We start from the raw sequence: 18,850 nt of genomic DNA on the forward strand, positions 1-18,850 counted from the left end.
CACTTTTAAGGACACTACCGTCATTTGTTTCCTAAAGTTGTCTCATACAACCGTATGAGTAGAATTGGAAAGGGAAGTTGTCATACCACTCGCTTTGTTTATCAAGAAAGTCTTGTTAGGAAAATGCACGGGCATAAGTTTTGTTGAAAGCACACCACTGCGTGTCTGCAAGAGCCAAAGAATACATATTCATAAGGTATTCAAAGGTATAGCCCAAGAGGAAAATGCTCCATGGGTTGGTTCTTCGGTTTCAAATTACATTTGATTTGCAATGAGAAAGGAGAACTTCTCAATTTTATGATAACACCGGGAGATGTTGATGATCGTAAGCCATTGGAATACATATCTTTTGTAGATTTCATATATGACAAGCTGGTCGGCGACAAGGGGTACATCGGCAAGAATCTCTTCCAAAGGCTGTTCGTGGATGGAATACAACTTATTACCAAGCTGAAAAGCAACATGAAAGGAGCTTTGATGAGCGTTTCTGACAGACTCTTACTCAGAAAAAGAGCCTTTATAGAAACTGTGAATGATGAGCTTAAGAATATTGCACAGGTGGAGCACTCTAGACATAGATGCTTTGACAATTTCATCGTCAACTTATTAGGTGCTATTGCTGCCTATTGTTTATTTCCCAAGAAGCCGTGCATCAATGTACAAAGAACCATTGATACACAGCTTGCATTGTTTTGAATTCATCGAACTCACGTTATTTACGGAATATCCTATTTTGCCGAGGCATTGAAAACGCGAAAATTTTTCCCGGAGATGATGTGGGGAGAATTCAATAGTGTCCTAAATTTTCTTCATTCATCTATCCAAAGCTTAGCTTTTGCTTTTCAAAAGGTAAGCTTTTGCACTGCAAAAGGTCATGAATTGGAGTGTAAAAGCTAAGCTTTTAAATCGCAATTAATATCGTATTGATTATCAACAGATTACGAATCGTACCTCTGACGAAGTTTTTGTAATATAATTTCGTGGTGATGATCGGGTTGAATGTTGCTATCAAGCGTCTGTTTACCATCACCTGAAGCATGAATTGATGCAACCTTGCTTGCGTGAGGGGGGTACAAAACTATTTAGGTACCAATGAAAAAAGATAAAAGATTTCTCACTCCCTAATGACCAATTTTGAGTTAATGACCCCAGTGTGAATTAAAATCTATAAATTAATCCTCCATTCAATTCAAAAGTTCGTGTATGCACATTATCGTAAAATTTATATTGTGTATCTCTCACAAAATAGGAACCGGAAAGTTCAATACCAAGATTTCCACGCAAGCGAAATATCATTCGGGGATTGATAACAAGTAGCTGAGCATTCCCTCGATCCCCCTGTGCATTTACGAAAAGAGGATCAATCTTTTCCAAATCTTTATTTTCATACCCCTTCCATGTGAAAATTCGATAATAATCAAGGTTTAGCAGGAATTTCCCCAATCTGGCAAACTCCATAATTGTATTGCTTTTAAAACTATACCCTGATCCCATGTTATAGTCGCGATCTATTACATTGTAGTAATCGCTTTTGGTTCCTCCGAGAAGGATAGCATCCATGAACAAACGTTGCTCCAAATGCTTCAGATTGCCAACATTCTGAAAACGATAGATTAATCCCGGACCAAATGCTGCTGCTTCTGAGATTCGATATGGCGTGAGCGATGTTCCATCCTTAACCGGTTTTGAGTCGTAATAGTTGAAGTGATGAAAGATACCAAATTCGGTATCAAAATGTTTTCCCGCATATACCGGTACGCTCCAAAGCTTGCCTAAAAGGTGCATGCCATTTATGATGGGTTGATTGGCAGATAACCCTATTGTGATGTTTGCGGAGAAGTAGTCGTATGGCTTATTTTCATCTTCGTTAAACGGGTCACCATAGTTCAAAAACATATTGATATAAGGGTTATGTTCACCTCTAAACAGCCCTCCATCATCTGCGAGATAACGCGAACCTATGGTGATATTGAACTCTACGGGAAAACGCGCATAATCATGATAAAGATAATAGTCGCTATGAATGCGAGTAGCTTCACCTGAAACAAGTCGGTTAAAACCGTGCATCGGATTAATAATCGTAGCAGCAAACTCTCGCAGAAATCTGCGAAAACCACGTGTACGGTCGTTAAGGATTAGAGCAGAAATGCGGTGGGTTATTTCTCCAATGCAAACTCCACCGAATGAAGTGGCAATCAGATCGTTGATGGCAGGTGGCTCTACTTCTCCTATAAGTTCCCACATTAAGCTTCCACCAAAAGTATAAGGGACAGATTCCCAAAAATTAAGTCCGTTGCTTCGTGCCGCATTAAAGTATAGATTTCCATGGTACGGATGGGCAAAAAGATTAGTAGAAAACTGGTCGTTGTCCCATACAAAAGCGTTTTTGAAGTTTGCACCAATTGTTTTGAAATTGACTTTTGCAAAATCTTCGTTCAATATGAACCTATCAAAGCTGTGCACAAGAACATTGATTCCGGCAGCCTCAGCTATTCCAAGCCAATATTTTTTCTTTTCTTGCCACCATGGTGCATCATAAGCAAAGGCTTTGAGACTATCAACAGGAGTTCTTCGTCGCAAAGCTTTTTCAATCAATGGTTGTTTATTCGACTTCCAATCGTATTTGAAAGTAAAACCAATAGAACCGAGAAATCCTTGTTTATATTTATTGTTGCTACCATAATATCGCGTCTTTCCATAGCCCACTGACACGAAAGCTCCCACCATAGGCGATAATTGATAGTCAGCATTGGCATGGGCTTGCAGGGAATACAAACGTTGGGGCTTGTCGCGTGTATTTTTTTCAAAATTTTCTATATGCCAAAATCCTAAGTCCCCACTTAACGTCCACCGTTTGCTTATAGGGAAATACTGTCCCAAGCGATAGAAAACGGTACCTGAAAAAGCATCGTCAAATCCCACATAGTGCAGTCCAAACCCAACCATACTATATGTGCTTCTATTGCGAAACCGCAAGGTGGTATTCAATCTTGAAGCACTACCATACGAAAGCAACAAGTCGATACGGGTGCGTGGATTGATATTCACAAGACCAATTTTGTTGGCTATTGTATCACGTGTATAATTAAAAATACCCACCTGAACACCTCGTGGATGTGTGAGTGCCACATTGATGAGTCCGATCTGTGAACCGTTTAATGTATCTGCATAATTGTAGCTTCCTATTTGTGCTCCTCTAACCACTCCTGAGGAAACGTTAACCAATGCTGACAACTGAATTCCTTTTTCTACTCCCACCGCGACATTACTCACTCCGCTAATTTGTAATCCTCGAAAACGAGTGGCAGAAGTATTGCCCAATGCCGCAAGCTGTATGCCATTTGTCGATGCCGCAAGGTTAGCCACTGTAGCTATTTGCACGCCAGACATCTTCTCTCCCACTCCGTTAATAAGACCACCTAATTGCAGTCCGTGTACATTGCTACGTCCGGAGCACCACAAGCCTCCGATGTTCACACCTCTCATATCTTTCCTTGTGGTAGATTCCACCAATCCCAATTGAAAACCACGCAATGAATCTACGTTGCTTAGGAGTCCAATACTCAAACAGCTGATTTTTGACGAGTCATCGGTAACCTTGTACTGTTGATAAGCAATATTGGGAGAAAGGTTTATCTGAGCTGTTGTCGCCTCCGGATAAAGAATTATTAATAATAAGAAACGTGCGAATTTAAGCATATAGAATCATTCTGTTTTGGAAACAGAAGGGGCGGTATGGGTTGTTTATTGCAAGGAAGGAACTATTGCGAGATAAATTACATCATGATCAGTTTTGTTTTCAAACCAATGAGAATGTTCTTTCGGACAATAATGTACTTGTCCCACTTGAATAGTTTCCTCTACCTCATCATAGTGAACAGTTAATTCTCCACTAATGACATACATTACCTCAAAAGAATCAATGTGTTTATGTTTGCCACTACTTGCGCCAGGACGCAAAGTTGAATACATTATGCGTGCATTCTCATCCACATAACTTCTTGTATCCAATTTTCCTTCACCACCCTTAAATCCTACGATATGTTCTTCGGGTATTTTTTCAAAGTCGATCTTCATAATATATATAGTTGTACCAAAATAAAAAAAATCATAATTTGCATGACGAAGATGATATCCGATACAAAGATAATAATAAAAAATGGATACCCATGAAGAGTATCCATTTTTTATTATTGATGTTTTCGAGATTAGAAAGTGTATCTCAATCCTATTTGTCCTCTCCAACGACTGTAATATGAATTGTAGTTGCGGGCAATATGCGTTCCGTCAAATTTGAAAACGCCACCACCTTCGTAATTGAAAGGACTAAAGTAAGCTCCGAATCTATCGCCATAAGTATGTCCCCAATCTTTGTTGAGCAAGTTTCCAAGGTTGATAATATCGAAACTAAGTTCTATTGAATTGATTTGTCCTGCAACTTTAAAACTATATTTCTGTGCGAGGTGTACATCAAAATGATGTTCGAAAGCAAGGTTGTCTGCATAGCGTTTAAAATACTCACCGCGATGTTTGCTCATATAAGAATCATCAGCTATCCATTGCTTCAAGAGAGCACGCTGCTGTTCTTCTGACAAATCTCCCTGATAACCCGAACCCAGAACTTTCGTTAACAATGGATATGTATTGTGGGCATTGTTTACAGTGGTTGGAGCAAATTTCATTTGGTCAATCTGTTCATCTGTTGGTATCCACATTAAATCGTTTCCACGAGCACCATCGCCATTCATATCTCCGAACATTTCTATCACATAAGGAGAGCCACTCTTAGCCTGATAAATCAATCCTATGGTAGTCTTCCATTCTTTCTTTGAACCATAATTCACATGATAGTAGGCACTTGCTTGTACACGATGAGGAACGTTGTAAGCACTTAGAGATAGTTCCGGGTCGTTGGGATTTCTGTATGTTGCGTTATACATCCAGTTACTGCTCGCTACGGAGGACGTACCGCTATTCACGCTCATCGAACGAGTCCAAGTGTAACTTGCCATTAAGTCTAATCCGAAGTTAAAATGCTTTTCTGCTTTCAAGGATAAATTTACTGTATATCCTTTGCTTGTATTATAAAGACCATATACATAAGTGTATGGTGTGCCATTGGTAATTCTCGTATACATAGGTCTGTTATCCCATGTGTAACCTGTTTCTTGACCGAAAGTCGTTCCGGTTTCTTCAACAGCGAGATTTTTGTAATAGATATCGTTCAGTGTCTTAGAATAAATGGCTTCAGCAGTCCAATCTATTCCCAGCACCTTGAAATCTAATCCGAGATTTGCTTTAAAGGTTTGTGCAAACTTAAAGTTCTTGTCGAATACATTAACTTCCTGATTTCCGGTAGCATTTAATTTTTGTGCGTTGGGTAGCTGTTTGTCAGGATCAAGTATCATTTCCAATCCTTTTGGATTAAACACAGAATATTTTGACATTTGGATGCCGGTATTCGCGAAGTTGTTACTAATCCATACGTATGGAATGCGACCGGTAAACACTCCTACTCCACCTCGAAGAATAACATTGCGATTATTGCTAATATCCCAACGGAATCCTACACGAGGACTCCACAGTGGGTTACTGGAGAGTTTGTGGTCGGTTCTTACATCCCATCCTTTGTCAGCCGCATACTCATTGAAACCGATATTGGCAGTTGGCTTATCGAAAAAGAGTGGAATTTCCATCCTCAAGCCATATGTGAATTGGAATGATGGAGTAACATCCCATTTATCTTGCACATAGAAGCCCAACTGACCAGCAGAGAAAGGTGTCTTCCAACGAGGGTCTCCCGTTACGTCAGTGTTTGCCATGCCAAAACGATATTGCTGGAAATAAGCAAAGTTTGGATCAAGGCTGTTACTCATGTAGTCGTTGTAGTACTTGTTGAAAGCATCTAAGTTCGCAAAGTTATAAGAACCATTTGCGTCTTGAATGAAAAGATTAGCAAACTTATAAAACTCATTGTGGGTTCCAAACGTATAAGTATGATTACCTTTATACCATGTTAAATTGTCTTCAAAAGTATAAATATCTTGATCAAGTTGATTTGCCATAGAGGAACGCTCATTACCGATGTTGAGTGAACCACCTGTAACCTGCAATGAAATCATAGGAAAAGCGGAAGAAACAGCACGCTTATCCCTTACACGTACATAACTTGCACGAGCTTCATTACTGATCACCGGGGATATTCGGCTTTGCAATTCAGCTGTAAACGAATGTGTCTTGCTCTCAAACGGATAATAATAATGATCATCGTTTAGGGAAGAAGCAGTCGTAATACTGTTGAGTTGTTTCGCATCTACAAGACTCCAGCGGAAAGAAAACTTGTTAAAGTCGTTGATATTCCAATCTATCTTTGCACCGTATTTTTTGCTTTTGGTATAAATATCAGGATTGCCGAAAGTGCCATTATAATCTATACCCTGTTTCGCTGCCATTTCTTTAATTTTCGCGAGAATATCATCAGCTTCATCGGCTATCACGCGTGAACCTTCTTGGCGATATCCGTTAATATTTGGATATTGTTTGTTCGCGTCTTCAAAATTGAGGAAGAAGAATAATTTATCTTTAATGATTGGACCTCCTAAAGTTACGCCCCACTGATATTCTTTTTGATCTTGAAACTTTGGAGCGTAGCCGGTACCATCTGAATAAGGATAGTGATTGCCTATCAAACTCTTATTATTTCCAAAACCGTACAGACTACCGTGAAATTTGTTCGTACCAGATTTGGTTATCGCGTTGATGGCACCACCGGTAAATCCACTTTGCCGAACATCAAACGGAGCGACATTGATATGGATTTGCTCTATTGTTTCCATAGATACGGGTTGTGTACCGGCTTGACCACCATTAGAACCATCAGCTGTCAGACCAAAGACATCATTGTTCATTGCGCCATCGATCATAAATGAGTTATAACGATTGCTCGTACCAGCGAAAGACATTGCGCCTGAATTTGTTGTAGTCAGTTGCGGATTCAGTCGCGCCACATCTGCAATTCCGTGAGTAATACTTGGCATGTCGGCTATCTGCTTTGCAGTCAAGCTCTGAGCAGCCCCGGTTTTAGTAGCATTAATCCCTGCGCTTCCGGTTACGACAACTTCTTGAAGTTCTTTTGAATCTTGTTTCAATGTGCAAGATATGTTTTCAACTTCTCCCAAACGAAGGTTGATGCCCTCAAACACTTTTGTTTGTTGCCCAATATAGGACACTTCGACTTTGTACGGACCTCCAACACGCATACCTTGTATGGTAAATCTTCCATCTGTGTTTGTTACTGCGCGATATACCGTCCCGGATGGTTGATGCGTTGCCGTAATTGTAGCCCCTATTACGTCCTCTCCCATGGAAGTAACTTTACCGCTTATTCCTGATGTCGTAACTTGAGCCATGACAGAAGCTGCCATTGTAATAAAAACAACAACCAGAAATAGAATTTTTTTCTGCATAATCGTTAAAATTTAATAGAAACTGAATATTTTATTTTCTTTGCTGCAAATATAGCTAAAATTAATCAAAAAATAGATTGCAGTTGTGTGAAAAGTTTAATACATCATCAAGAAATGTAAACAATAGCAATTAAAACACAAAATAAGATGTTTAGCTGCAGATGGTTATTTTCTTAATTTCAGATTAGCTTGCATAATCGCACTAATACCAGCTGTCTCCGTTCGTAACCTGCTGTTCCCCAAAGAAGCGCTATTAAATCCCATAGCCATTGCAGCTTCCACTTCAGCAACAGAAAAGTCGCCTTCCGGTCCGATCATGACAAGAACATCATCCGTTAATGGCGATAACTGCTCAAACAGATCTCGGCGTTTTATTTCAGGGTAGCAATGACAAATAAATTTATTTCTCGAAGTGTTGGTCTTTATGAAGTCGGTAAGGTTTATCATGCTATTGATTTTCGGTTTCCATGCCTTTCTGCTTTGTTTCATGGCAGAAATTACTATTCGTTCAACTCTCTCTGTCTTTAAAATGTGACGTTCTGAAAATTGACAATTCAAGAATGAAATTTCATCAAAACCAATCTCGGTTGCTTTTTCAACTAACCATTCCATCCGTCCCATATCTTTCGTAGGTGCAATTGCAAGATGTATATGTCCTTTCCATGTTGGTTGTTGTGGTAGAATTTCTTTTATCTCGTACAAACAATGTTTGGCAGTTGCTAAATTCATTTGCGCATGGTAAAAGTTACCTACCCCATCCATCAGGTAGATGTCATCTCCCGGTTTTAATCGCAAGACCTTAGCTGCATGAATTGCTTCTTCACGAGGCAACTCGTCAGTCTCGGTTGTTTTGGGAACGTAAAAGAAATGCGTTTCTTTCATAAATTCAATGTTAAGCTAAAGGAGTTATTTTTCCGCGTCCTGTCGCTTTTGAAGTTCATCTCTTAGACTTGATGCTAGTTCATAGTCTTCATTTGCGATTGCCTTTTCCAATGCTTGTTCCAACATCTGTTTGCTTAAAGCGTTTATCGGCAATGCCATTTTGCTTTGTCCTTTTTCAAGTGGCACACTCTGCTTCAGGAAGAGTCGTTCTTCCATATATATGTCTAAATGTGCGATATGAGACAATAATACTCCGTCAGATGCTCGTACTTTAGTCATTTCCAGTGTTTCTTTGTTGAGAAGTACGGATTGATATTCTCCCTCCACGATGGATAAGAAGATTACTTCATAGTGCTCGCCATTCATCTCTGGATTTAATCTGCATAAGATTTCAGGAAGCATTTTACTGCATATGGCTGTGTTTCCCATTCTCATGCTAAATGCATGTTCCATGCTTTTGTCGCAAATAATGGCTATTTGGCGTTTGTTACTTTGATCCGCCAAAATTAATAAGCCCATCTCTGTGGTTCCCACAATTTCGGATATGCCACGAAAAAGCAGACGTGTCTTATTCATTTAAATGTTTTTTGGGGCGAAAGACAATAGAAAAACTAATGCCAACTACTAAAGCGTATGCAGCAAATATAAACCAACACGACTGCCAATCTCCCACAGTGAGTATATCCTCACCAATCAATTTTGGATATGTAAAATGATTGATAACTTCTTGAGCAGCCAAGGTTCCTATGGTTGCCCCCACTCCATTTGTCATTAACATAAACAGACCTTGCGCTGATGAACGAATTGTCATGTCAGTGTTTTTATCAACGAACAACGAGCCGGAAATATTGAAAAAGTCGAAAGCGACACCATATACAATCATGGAGAGAATGAAGAGTATTACCCCGGGGAATCCCGGATTACCCAAACCGAAAAATCCGAAGCGTAAAACCCAAGCAAACATCGCAATCAACATCACGTTCTTAATTCCATAACGTCGCATAAAAAATGGAATAAGCAAAATACAACAGGTTTCGCTGATTTGTGAGAGGCTTATCAATATGTTAGCGTGTTGTACGCCGAATGCTTGAGCAAACTCCTGCTGAGCTTTGAAACTGTATAAAAAGGGGTTGGCAAAACTATTGGTGATTTGAAGACTTACGCCTAAAAGCATTGAAAAGATAAAGAAGATTGCCATTTTCTTCTGTTTGAAAAGTGTGAAAGCTTTCAAGCCAAACGCTTCAACAAGACTTTTTTTCTCAGTGCTGTTAGATACGGGGCAATGTGGCAGCGAAAAGGTGTAAAAAAACAAAATTATACTCACCACTCCTGACGTAATAAATTGATTATGGTTGCTTTGAAAACCTAAAATATCGACCAGCCACATCGTCAAAATAAATCCGATGGTTCCAAAGACACGGATGGGAGGAAAGTCTTTTACAGTATCCAAACCTGCCTGTGTTAATGAAAAGTAAGCGACAGAGTTCGTCAGTGCCAAGGTTGGCATATAGAAGGCTACAGAAAAAGAATAAAGGGCAAAGATGATTGGAAACTGAACGGAGGCTCCGGCTGTCAAGCCATACCATGCTGTTGAGAACATAAAAAGACCGGCTAACAGATGGCACATACCTAACAATCGTTGCGCAGGTATCCATCTGTCGGCAACAATTCCCATTAATGCCGGCATAAATATAGACACAATGCCCTGCATAGAGTAAAACAAACCGATGTTCTGACCGATTCCAATATTTCCAAGGTATCTGCCCATCGATGTAAGATATGCACCCCAAACCGCAAACTCAAGAAAGTTCATGAGTGCCAGACGTACTTTCAAATTCATGTTATCGTTTTTTATTTTTGGCAAAAGTAATGATTTTCTTATATATCACCAAATGCGTTGAAAATAAATCTGTATGTAGCTAAAGAAAACATAAAAAAATTGATTGTCTCACGACAATCAATCTTTATTAACCTTAATAATCTAATACCATGAAAAACACGTTGCAAATGTATGAAAAATATTCGTAATTGCAAAGTTTACAAACGCGTTTTCGGCATTATTTAACCTTCTTTAGCTCACTTCCGTCCCATTTATATTTTGTTTGCGTTAAAATGCTGTTCGCTTTCTCTTTATTATCACCAGATAATAGGGGGAAAGAATATTTTGGAAGAAAAACATTTTCATCCGGTAAGTATGCTATTTGTCTGAGCGATGGGCACATCAGTTTTACACATTCATCATATTCTTCATCAGACATTGGGCTTGGTTTTATAGCAGTGACAGATAACTTGACTTTGTTTTTTATCAGTGTCCAATCTTTACTATAAAGAGATAAATTGCTATCTTTCAAAGGGCCATGAAAAGTCATAAGAAGGGCAATCGTGTTTTTATCCAACTCAATAAGTTCTAACGTGCTACGTTTACTCAAAACCACTTTCATGTACTTATCAGAAGCCGTATCAACTTTTGTAGTGTCGCCGAGTAAGTTTATCACTTGGGCTTTTATGCTCAATTTTGCATTATTCACTAATTCTTTTTTCAAATCAATTGTTAAATATGGAACAATGGAGTCCGGCATGGAAATCCATATATCCTTAATGGATTGTGCAGACAACTGACAGCTTATTGTAATTAAAATGCAGAGTATAGGTATAACCTTTTTCATAGAAGTCATGGACATTAATTATTCCTTAAAATGAAATTATGATGTGGAGATTAGAGATTTAGAAAGGCCCGAAGGTTAAATCACAAGTATTCCTGAATGTGGAAATTGTGAAAAGCCTTCCACCATTTATATCATAACCAACAACAAATTTCCCATCATCCGGATTTTCTGACTCGGTGATTTTATAAATGCAACTATATTTGTTTCCAAGTTTAGACATCCGGTCTTCTGCTTTCGCATGATTGACGTAATCTGACTTTAACCTTACTTGATACATCCGTCCTTTATTATCGAAGAAAAAAATGGCTTCATTAAATTGTTCACCATCAAAAGCAATGTTCCTAAATATAATCCTATCCGACATAATTGACTGAGGATCTCCAAATTTTTCCTTCAAAACAGAAATAGCAGCATCTTTATCAATTAAGAACTCAACCCCATCAATTTTTTTCTGTGCCGATAAATTCAATGCAAAGCAAAGAATAAAAAGTAAACTTACGATTTTTTTCATTATTATGATATATTTGATGTTGCAAATTTACAAAAAAAATAGAACTCAGAGCCATTCTTAACAGAAATAAAAAAACTTAGGTCCGTCCTCATATCATTTATCGGTGAAAATAAACTTATACACATAAACATTTGGTTTCTATTGAATAGAATATTTATGAGTATAATCTACAAAAATTTTTCCTTTCGATCGCTTCATACATTTGAGTCAAAGATAAATACCAAACAGCCTCTTAAATTTGCATTATTCTTTACATTTAGATATCATGAAATAGAAGAATAAAAGGTGAAAATACTCCTTCTGAAAAGCAGTTTTTAATGTTCTTTAACCAAAATGGTGCTGAGAAATGGTTAAAAACATAGACTTATGTCCGCAAAAAGAAAAATATCAACTCGCATTTGCTAAGGTTTTGGAAGGTGAAAGGTAAGCTATTACACTCCAAAAGCTTAGCTTTTAAAATACTGTTTAGTATGTTTTTTGTTAATATTCTGATTCTTAGAAACTTATCACAAATATGTGTGAACTTAATATTTACGATACAGAAATATATAATTCTTAAAAATGAAAACGATAAGAGCATAAAACATGAAAAAGTTTTACATCCCCCCTCTCCTTAATACACCTTTGCTTGTAACCCATCAGAAAGGATATCTTTACGAGTTGGCATTAATTGAAACCAAAATGTAACAATATAATTGCTTTTTGTTATTATCCTGTAAACTCATTTGAAATAAATGGATACTAATTTTGCAACAAATAATCAGAGAAGATTCAAGATGAAAGTATTATTTGTTGTTCAAGGCGAGGGACGTGGTCATTTGACGCAAGCCTTGGCATTAGAAAAGATGTTGAAAGAGAACGGACACACGGTTACAGAAATTCTTGTCGGGAGAAGTGACGTTCGCGAACTACCCCGATTTTTCATCAACCGCGCGGAAGCACCATTCAGCAGCTTTCTTAGTCCGAACTTTCTGCCTTCAAAAGCAAACAAGCGCATTGGGCTAACTCGTTCCATAATATATAATATCGTGAAGTCGCCCCATTATATGGCAAGTATTCATTTTATAAAAGAACACATTGTCAATTCCGATGCCGACTTGGTAATTAATTTCTATGAAATTCTAACAGGAATTACATATTATCTTTACCACCCGCAAGTCCCTGAAGTCTGTATCGGTCATCAATATATGTTCTTACATCCCGAATACAAATTTCCGACTGTACACAATATCAGTCGCCAACTCATGATTGCCTTTACAAAAATAACTTGTCTTGGAGCAAAGAAGAAATTGGCATTGTCGTTTCGGAATATTATCGATGATGACGCACATGATATTGCCATTGTACCACCCATTCTCCGCAGAGAAGCTCTTGACACTCCCCGTCATCATGGCGATTACGTGTTAGGATATATGTTGAACGCGGGCTTTAGCGACTCGGTAATAGAATGGCACAAGAAACATCCCGGCATAGAGCTTCATTTCTTTTGGGACAAGAAAGATGCCGATGAGACAACCCGGTATGACGATACTTTGACTTTTCATCGTATAGATGATAAAAAATTCCTTCATTATCTTGCAAATTGCAAGGCTTACGCAACAACGGGAGGTTTTGAGTCGGTTTGCGAAGCCATATATATGGGAAAACCGGCGATGATGGTACCGGCTCATGTCGAGCAGGAATGTAATGCGCACGAAGCAATGATGCAAGGTGCGGGAATAGTTGCCAGCGAATTCAATCTTGATCAATTGATTCAATTCTGTCGGGAATATGAGGAAGATATAGAATTTCGTATGTGGGAGAACGAGGCTGAAACAAGGATTATATCACGTCTGGAGGCGGTAGTCGAACAGTTTAGACACGAAGCCAACTCTTACCCTGTTGGTACATCTTTTGCAACAAGTTAAAAAAGGATCATTCGGCATTTAGAGTGATGAAGTATGAGTGAAACTTAAAAGTCCACGACACGGTTTTCTTGAAAAGTTTCTCATTAATAATGGGTTTTAAACTTAATGTGAAATGCACATAGCTCATTCATGCGTCCATCTGTTTTCGCTCTTCCAGCAATACGACATTCTCCACGTGGGGCGTATGGGGGAACATATCAACCGGTTGAACCGCCGTAACTTGATAGTCCTCATCCAATAATGCCAAGTCTCTTGCTTGTGTGGCAGGGTTACAGCTGACATATACGATGCGTTTCGGATGAGCTTTCAGTATTACGTTGATTACATCCGTATGCATCCCCGCTCTTGGCGGATCGGTAATAATTACATCCGGGCGACCCTGTTCTTTCACGAAGTCATCAATCAGGATTTCTTTCATGTCCCCGGCATAGAACACGGTGTTTTGAATGTTGTTCATCCTTGAATTTACTCTTGCGTCCTCAATGGCTTCCGGAACATATTCTATTCCTATCACCTTGCGCGCTTTCCTCGCGACAAAGTTCGCTATCGTTCCTGTACCGGTATAAAGGTCATAAACCAATTCTTTTCCGGTTAGTCGCGCGTATTTGGCTGCTACGGAATAGAGGTGATAAGCCTGCTCCGTGTTGGTCTGGTAGAAGCTCTTGGGTCCTACCTTAAACCTAAGTTCGTCCATCTGCTCGATGATGTGGTCATTTCCCTTATACACCAAGATTTCCAAATCGTTAAATGTGTCGTTTCCCTTTTGATTATCCACATAGAGCAGCGACGTTATCTTTGGAAAATTATCGGCTATAAATTGCATGAGTGCTTTAGCCTTTTGCTCATCCCCTTGTTCATCGTAATGGAACTGTACCAATACCATCCATTCCCCTGTGTTTGAGTTTCTTATCATGACGTCTCTTAACAATCCGTGTTGGGCACGAATGTCATATAAGGTCAGCTTGTACTTTGTAGCGTAGTCTCGTATCGCGTTCCTTATCTTATTGCAATAGTCATCCATCAGCCAACATTTCTCTATGGGATAAATCTTGTCGTATGCTCCGGTAATATGAAATCCTATCGCCCCCTGCCTTAATCCGGCATCCTCCGGCAACACTGCTAACTCCTCTTTCGTGTACCAACGCTTGTCAGAGCATCCAAACTCTAACTTGTTTCTGTACTCCTCCGTCTTTGTTGAGCCCAATATAGGCGAGAATTCAGGCAAATCTATTTTGCCTATTCTCGTCAACTGGTCGTGCACTTGTTGTTGCTTTGCCTTTAACTGTTCCTCGTAAGGAAGGTTTTGCCATTTGCATCCGCCACACACGCCAAAATGATCGCATTTGGGAACTACTCGCTTGTCGCTGTATTCAATAAATCGCTCTACCAAAGCTTCACAATATTTATGTCGCTTCTTCACGATTCGTAAATCTACTCTGTCGCCCGGAACGACAAAGGGCACAAATATCACCATGTCGTTTATATGTGCCACACATTTGCCCTCTGCCGCTATAGACTCTATTTCTACATTCTCATATATTGGTAATGGTTTTCTTTTTCTGCTCATGATGTCATAATGTTTTGTGCAAAGTTACTGATTTTCCCCCGCATATTTACTTGTTATTCAATTTAATTTCCGTGTGCGTATATAATTAGTTAAATTGTCATACAACTTAATTATTTCCTTATCATTAATTTGTAATATTATCAATATTTGTTTATCTTTGCAATTCGATTTAACATATACAATATATAAATAAGATAATTATGAGTGAAAAGAGGGTTTATACCTTCGGCAATGGAAAGGCTGAAGGTAGGTCAGGTATGAGAAATCTCCTTGGGGGCAAGGGTGCCAACTTAGCCGAGATGAATTTAATAGGTGTTCCCGTACCTCCCGGTTTTACCATTACAACCGATGTTTGTAACGAGTTTTTTGAGAAAGGTAAAGAAAAGGTTGTGGAGTTACTTACCCGCGAGGTAACCGATAGCGTGCGACATATTGAAACGTTGATGAATGCTAAGTTTGGCGATCCATCCAATCCTTTGTTGGTCAGTGTTCGTTCCGGCGCGCGTGCTTCGATGCCCGGTATGATGGATACTATCCTGAACCTTGGCTTGAATGATGTTGTTGTAGAGGGACTTGCTGTCAAGACCGGCAATGAGCGGTTCGCTTACGACAGCTATCGCCGATTTGTGCAGATGTATGGCGATGTAGTTTTGGGTATGAAACCCATAAATAAGGAAGACATTGATCCGTTTGAAGCCATCATTCAAGATGTGAAATCACGTCGTGGTATCAAGTTGGACAACGATCTTACGGTGGATGAGTTGAAACAACTGGTCATCTTGTTCAAAAAAGCCATCAGGGAACAAACCGGAAAGGAGTTCCCCACCGATCCAATGGAGCAACTTTGGGGAGCTATCTGCGCCGTGTTTGACTCATGGATGAATGAACGCGCCATTCTTTATCGTAAGATGGAAGGCATCCCACAGGAATGGGGCACTGCCGTTTCCGTTATGGCCATGGTCTTCGGGAACATGGGCAACACGTCAGCCACAGGTGTATGCTTCTCGCGTGATGCCGCAAATGGTGAGAATATCTTCAACGGCGAATACCTCATCAACGCACAAGGAGAGGATGTGGTTGCCGGTATTCGCACTCCGCAACAAATCACCAAATCCGGTTCGCTACGCTGGGCTAAGCAGCAGGGCATCGATGAGGAAACGCGAAAGAGCAAGTTCCCTTCCATGGAAGAGTCGATGCCGGAAATTTACGCCGAGCTGAACAGTATACAGGATAAGTTGGAGAAACACTATCATGACATGCAGGATATGGAGTTTACCGTACAGGAAGGTAAACTATGGTTTCTTCAGACTCGTAACGGTAAGCGCACCGGAACGGCGATGGTGAAAATAGCCATGGATCTTCTCGCAGAGGGAGAGATTGATGAAAAAACTGCCTTGTTACGTTGTGAGCCTAATAAATTGGATGAGCTGCTCCACCCCGTGTTTGACAAAGAAGCTCTTGCTCGGGCTCGAGTGCTCACTCGTGGTTTGCCTGCTTCGCCCGGTGCGGCTTGCGGTCAGATTGTCTTCTTCGCAGACGATGCCTCTAAGTGGCATGAGGATGGGCACGATGTTATTATGGTTCGCATTGAGACCTCTCCCGAGGACTTGGCAGGCATGTCGGCTGCTGAAGGCATCCTTACTGCTCGCGGAGGAATGACCTCGCATGCCGCTGTGGTGGCGCGCGGTATGGGGAAGTGCTGCATCAGTGGCGCGGGAGCTATCATGGTGGACTACAAAAAGAGAACCTTGGAGATAGACGGCGTGGTGCTTCATGAGGGAGATTATATCTCTATCAACGGATCCACAGGAGAAGTGTATTTAGGTGAAATAACCACCAAGCCCGCAGAGGTAACCGGCGACTTTGCCAATCTCATGAAACTCTGCGACAAATACACAAAATTAGTGGTTCGAACGAATGCTGATACTCCTCACGATGCTGAAGTAGCAAGCACTTTCGGTGCTGTGGGTATCGGTCTTTGTCGCACAGAACATATGTTCTTTGAGAACGAGAAGATAAAGGCAATGCGAGAGATGATTCTTTCAGATACTCTCAAAGGGAGGGAAAAAGCATTGGAAAAACTTCTTCCTTATCAGAAACAAGACTTCTATGGCATATTGAAATGTATGGACGGTAAACCTGTAAACATTCGTCTGCTTGACCCACCTTTGCATGAATTTATTCCCGGCGACCTTGAAGGTCAGGAAGCAATGGCGAAGGAGATGGGTGTTAGCGTACAATTCATTCAAGCTCGCGTCAATGCTTTGTCAGAAACCAATCCAATGTTGGGTCTTCGCGGCTGCCGATTGGGTAACACATTCCCGGAGATAACCGCCATGCAAACTCGTGCCATCTTGGGTGCGGCGATACAGTTGAAAAAAGAGGGCTATCATCCAATGCCTGAAATTATGGTGCCTCTTGTTGGCATCGTTAATGAGTTAGATGTTCAGGAACGTATTATTCGCAAGACTGCCCATAAGCTCTTCAAGGACGAGGGCGTTGAAATACCTTTTAAGGTGGGAACTATGATAGAAGTCCCGCGAGCAGCCCTCACCGCCGACTTGATTGCCAATAAAGCAGAGTACTTCAGCTTTGGAACAAATGATCTCACGCAGATGACCTTTGGTTATAGTCGTGATGACATAGCGAGCTTCCTACCGAGCTATCTTGAGAAAAAAATCCTTGATGTAGATCCCTTCCGCGTGCTCGACCAAGATGGAGTGGGACAATTGATCGAATTAGCCGTTGCCAAAGGCAGAGCCACACGCAAAGATCTCAAGTGTGGTATCTGTGGGGAACATGGTGGCGAACCGAGCTCCGTTAAATTCTGTCATAAAGTAGGGCTCAACTATGTCAGTTGCTCGCCTTTCCGTGTTCCAATAGCAAGATTGGCAGCTGCACAAGCAAATTTGGAAGAGTAAAGCGCAATAAGTTAACGTGAGTTCGACGAATTCAGAACAGAGCAAGCTGTGTGTCAATGGTCCTTTGTACATTGATACACGGCTTCTTGGGAAACAAACAATAGGCAGCAATAGCACCTAATAAATTGACGATGAAATTGTCAAAGCATCTATGTCCGGAGTGTTCCACTTGTGCAATGTTCTTAAGTTCATCATTTACCGTTTCTATAATGGCTCTTTTTCTGAGTAAAAGTCTGTCTGAAACACTCATCAAAACTCCTTTCATGTTACTTTTCAATTTGGTAAAATGTTTAAAGTAACGATAACCAGAGTCGTGAAAAAGAATCATTATCAGCATGACTTCTGCCTTTGACATTGTGGAATTTCGATGATATTTTCTTTTTCCGGTAGGTCTTAGCACATATTTTGCTGTCATTGCATCAAAAAACTTGCAGAAATCATCTGCCATACAAAATATTTCAGTAACTTTGTCTTCGGTGATCATAGCGATTTTTGTTTGTAATTCTATGTATATCAACACCTTAAAGTTACAACAAATTTCGCTAATCACCAAATTTATATACACTTATAATTCGTCGAACTCACGTTATATTAACAAGAAACAAAGGTAACTAAAAGGGCTGAATTCCATGCGAGGAATCCGGTCCTAATTTTTTATGCTCAAAAAAAGTTTTAGCGGACAGCAATAATATTAAATAGGGGGTATATAAGCCCTTTTGCTCCTTAGATAGTCGTTCCTCAAGAACTCGACTTACAACCAGCAAAAGGTATTGGATAACACCTTTGTTTCGTTAAAGTTGGAATCCACTCCTTGAATACTCCATTTTATCATGCTTCGAATAAGGCACAAAAGAAACCGCATGGCTCTTTTGAAGTTGAATGCAGCCGCAGCGAGCATCACGCTGATGGCATCACCCAAGAGAACCTTGA

At 40.1% G+C, this 18,850-nt stretch carries 12 protein-coding genes and 2 pseudogenes; 3 read left to right on the forward strand and 11 right to left on the reverse strand.

What is annotated here, in order from left to right; translation table 11 throughout:
- Positions 1 to 12 precede the first annotated feature (12 nt).
- Positions 13 to 696: pseudogene (locus ETF27_RS09710) on the forward strand (IS982 family transposase); the annotation flags it as partial.
- A gap of 462 nt (positions 697 to 1,158) precedes the next feature.
- Here ETF27_RS09710 and ETF27_RS09715 read toward each other — a convergent pair.
- The 8 genes from ETF27_RS09715 to ETF27_RS09750 all read right to left on the reverse strand — a co-directional run bounded on the left by ETF27_RS09715 (position 1,159) and on the right by ETF27_RS09750 (position 11,525).
- Entirely contained in the window at positions 1,159 to 3,699 is a 2,541-nt protein-coding gene (locus tag ETF27_RS09715; RefSeq protein WP_130828894.1) for a DUF3943 domain-containing protein, read from the reverse strand.
- Between the two features lie 45 nt (positions 3,700 to 3,744).
- Positions 3,745 to 4,077 (reverse strand): cupin domain-containing protein, encoded by a 333-nt coding sequence (locus tag ETF27_RS09720; protein WP_130828892.1) that lies wholly within the window; start codon positions 4,075 to 4,077, stop codon positions 3,745 to 3,747.
- 131 nt (positions 4,078 to 4,208) lie between these two features.
- Entirely contained in the window at positions 4,209 to 7,466 is a 3,258-nt protein-coding gene (locus tag ETF27_RS09725; RefSeq protein WP_130828890.1) for a TonB-dependent receptor, read from the reverse strand.
- 165 nt (positions 7,467 to 7,631) lie between these two features.
- A complete protein-coding gene (locus tag ETF27_RS09730) occupies positions 7,632 to 8,348 on the reverse strand; it encodes a 16S rRNA (uracil(1498)-N(3))-methyltransferase (protein WP_130828887.1) in 717 nt (238 codons plus the stop codon).
- Between the two features lie 24 nt (positions 8,349 to 8,372).
- The gene (locus ETF27_RS09735; protein WP_130828885.1) at positions 8,373 to 8,924 is read right to left on the reverse strand and encodes a bifunctional nuclease domain-containing protein; all 552 of its coding nucleotides are present in this window, start codon (positions 8,922 to 8,924) and stop codon (positions 8,373 to 8,375) included.
- Positions 8,917 to 10,188: a nucleoside permease gene (locus ETF27_RS09740; RefSeq protein WP_130828883.1), complete on the reverse strand. Its 1,272-nt coding sequence runs from the start codon at positions 10,186 to 10,188 to the stop codon at positions 8,917 to 8,919. Before ETF27_RS09740 ends, ETF27_RS09735 begins: the two co-directional genes overlap by 8 nt.
- 217 nt (positions 10,189 to 10,405) lie before the next feature.
- Positions 10,406 to 11,014: a DUF3256 family protein gene (locus ETF27_RS09745; protein WP_158635989.1), complete on the reverse strand. Its 609-nt coding sequence runs from the start codon at positions 11,012 to 11,014 to the stop codon at positions 10,406 to 10,408.
- A gap of 58 nt (positions 11,015 to 11,072) precedes the next feature.
- Positions 11,073 to 11,525: a hypothetical protein gene (locus ETF27_RS09750; RefSeq protein ID WP_130828878.1), complete on the reverse strand. Its 453-nt coding sequence runs from the start codon at positions 11,523 to 11,525 to the stop codon at positions 11,073 to 11,075.
- A 776-nt stretch (positions 11,526 to 12,301) separates the two neighbouring features.
- On the opposite strand from ETF27_RS09750, the gene ETF27_RS09755 reads away from it, so the two are divergent.
- Entirely contained in the window at positions 12,302 to 13,432 is a 1,131-nt protein-coding gene (locus ETF27_RS09755; protein ID WP_130828876.1) for a glycosyltransferase family protein, read from the forward strand.
- A 127-nt stretch (positions 13,433 to 13,559) separates the two neighbouring features.
- On the opposite strand, the gene rlmD is transcribed toward ETF27_RS09755, so the two are convergent.
- Positions 13,560 to 14,999, reverse strand: a complete 1,440-nt coding sequence (gene rlmD, locus ETF27_RS09760; RefSeq protein WP_130828874.1) for a 23S rRNA (uracil(1939)-C(5))-methyltransferase RlmD — start codon at positions 14,997 to 14,999, stop codon at positions 13,560 to 13,562.
- Between the two features lie 200 nt (positions 15,000 to 15,199).
- Here rlmD and ppdK point away from each other — a divergent pair, with 200 nt between their 5' ends.
- On the forward strand, positions 15,200 to 17,920 hold the full coding sequence (ppdK, locus tag ETF27_RS09765; protein WP_130828872.1) for a pyruvate, phosphate dikinase: 2,721 nt from the start codon (positions 15,200 to 15,202) through the stop codon (positions 17,918 to 17,920).
- Positions 17,921 to 17,951: 31 nt separating this feature from the next.
- Here the strand turns inward: ppdK and ETF27_RS11765 are convergent, their stop codons facing one another.
- Both ETF27_RS11765 and ETF27_RS11555 read right to left on the reverse strand, forming a co-directional pair.
- Positions 17,952 to 18,404 (reverse strand): transposase, encoded by a 453-nt coding sequence (locus ETF27_RS11765; protein WP_181951319.1) that lies wholly within the window; start codon positions 18,402 to 18,404, stop codon positions 17,952 to 17,954.
- A 267-nt stretch (positions 18,405 to 18,671) separates the two neighbouring features.
- Positions 18,672 to 18,850: pseudogene (locus tag ETF27_RS11555) on the reverse strand (IS5/IS1182 family transposase); the annotation flags it as partial.

Origin of the sequence: Prevotella brunnea, from assembly GCF_008016795.1 — a bacterium.
Lineage (GTDB): Bacteria > Bacteroidota > Bacteroidia > Bacteroidales > Bacteroidaceae > Prevotella > Prevotella brunnea.

What these genes read in the sequence shown, in the direction of transcription:
- ETF27_RS09715 (WP_130828894.1), bottom strand. Translation starts at nt 3,699, where the DNA reads ATGCTTAAATTCGCACGTTTCTTATTATTAATAATTCTTTATCCGGAG.
- ETF27_RS09720 (WP_130828892.1), bottom strand. Translation starts at nt 4,077, where the DNA reads ATGAAGATCGACTTTGAAAAAATACCCGAAGAACATATCGTAGGATTT.
- ETF27_RS09725 (WP_130828890.1), bottom strand. Translation starts at nt 7,466, where the DNA reads ATGCAGAAAAAAATTCTATTTCTGGTTGTTGTTTTTATTACAATGGCA.
- ETF27_RS09730 (WP_130828887.1), bottom strand. Translation starts at nt 8,348, where the DNA reads ATGAAAGAAACGCATTTCTTTTACGTTCCCAAAACAACCGAGACTGAC.
- ETF27_RS09735 (WP_130828885.1), bottom strand. Translation starts at nt 8,924, where the DNA reads ATGAATAAGACACGTCTGCTTTTTCGTGGCATATCCGAAATTGTGGGA.
- ETF27_RS09740 (WP_130828883.1), bottom strand. Translation starts at nt 10,188, where the DNA reads ATGAATTTGAAAGTACGTCTGGCACTCATGAACTTTCTTGAGTTTGCG.
- ETF27_RS09745 (WP_158635989.1), bottom strand. Translation starts at nt 11,014, where the DNA reads ATGAAAAAGGTTATACCTATACTCTGCATTTTAATTACAATAAGCTGT.
- ETF27_RS09750 (WP_130828878.1), bottom strand. Translation starts at nt 11,525, where the DNA reads ATGAAAAAAATCGTAAGTTTACTTTTTATTCTTTGCTTTGCATTGAAT.
- ETF27_RS09755 (WP_130828876.1), top strand. Translation starts at nt 12,302, where the DNA reads ATGAAAGTATTATTTGTTGTTCAAGGCGAGGGACGTGGTCATTTGACG.
- rlmD (WP_130828874.1), bottom strand. Translation starts at nt 14,999, where the DNA reads ATGAGCAGAAAAAGAAAACCATTACCAATATATGAGAATGTAGAAATA.
- ppdK (WP_130828872.1), top strand. Translation starts at nt 15,200, where the DNA reads ATGAGTGAAAAGAGGGTTTATACCTTCGGCAATGGAAAGGCTGAAGGT.
- ETF27_RS11765 (WP_181951319.1), bottom strand. Translation starts at nt 18,404, where the DNA reads ATGATCACCGAAGACAAAGTTACTGAAATATTTTGTATGGCAGATGAT.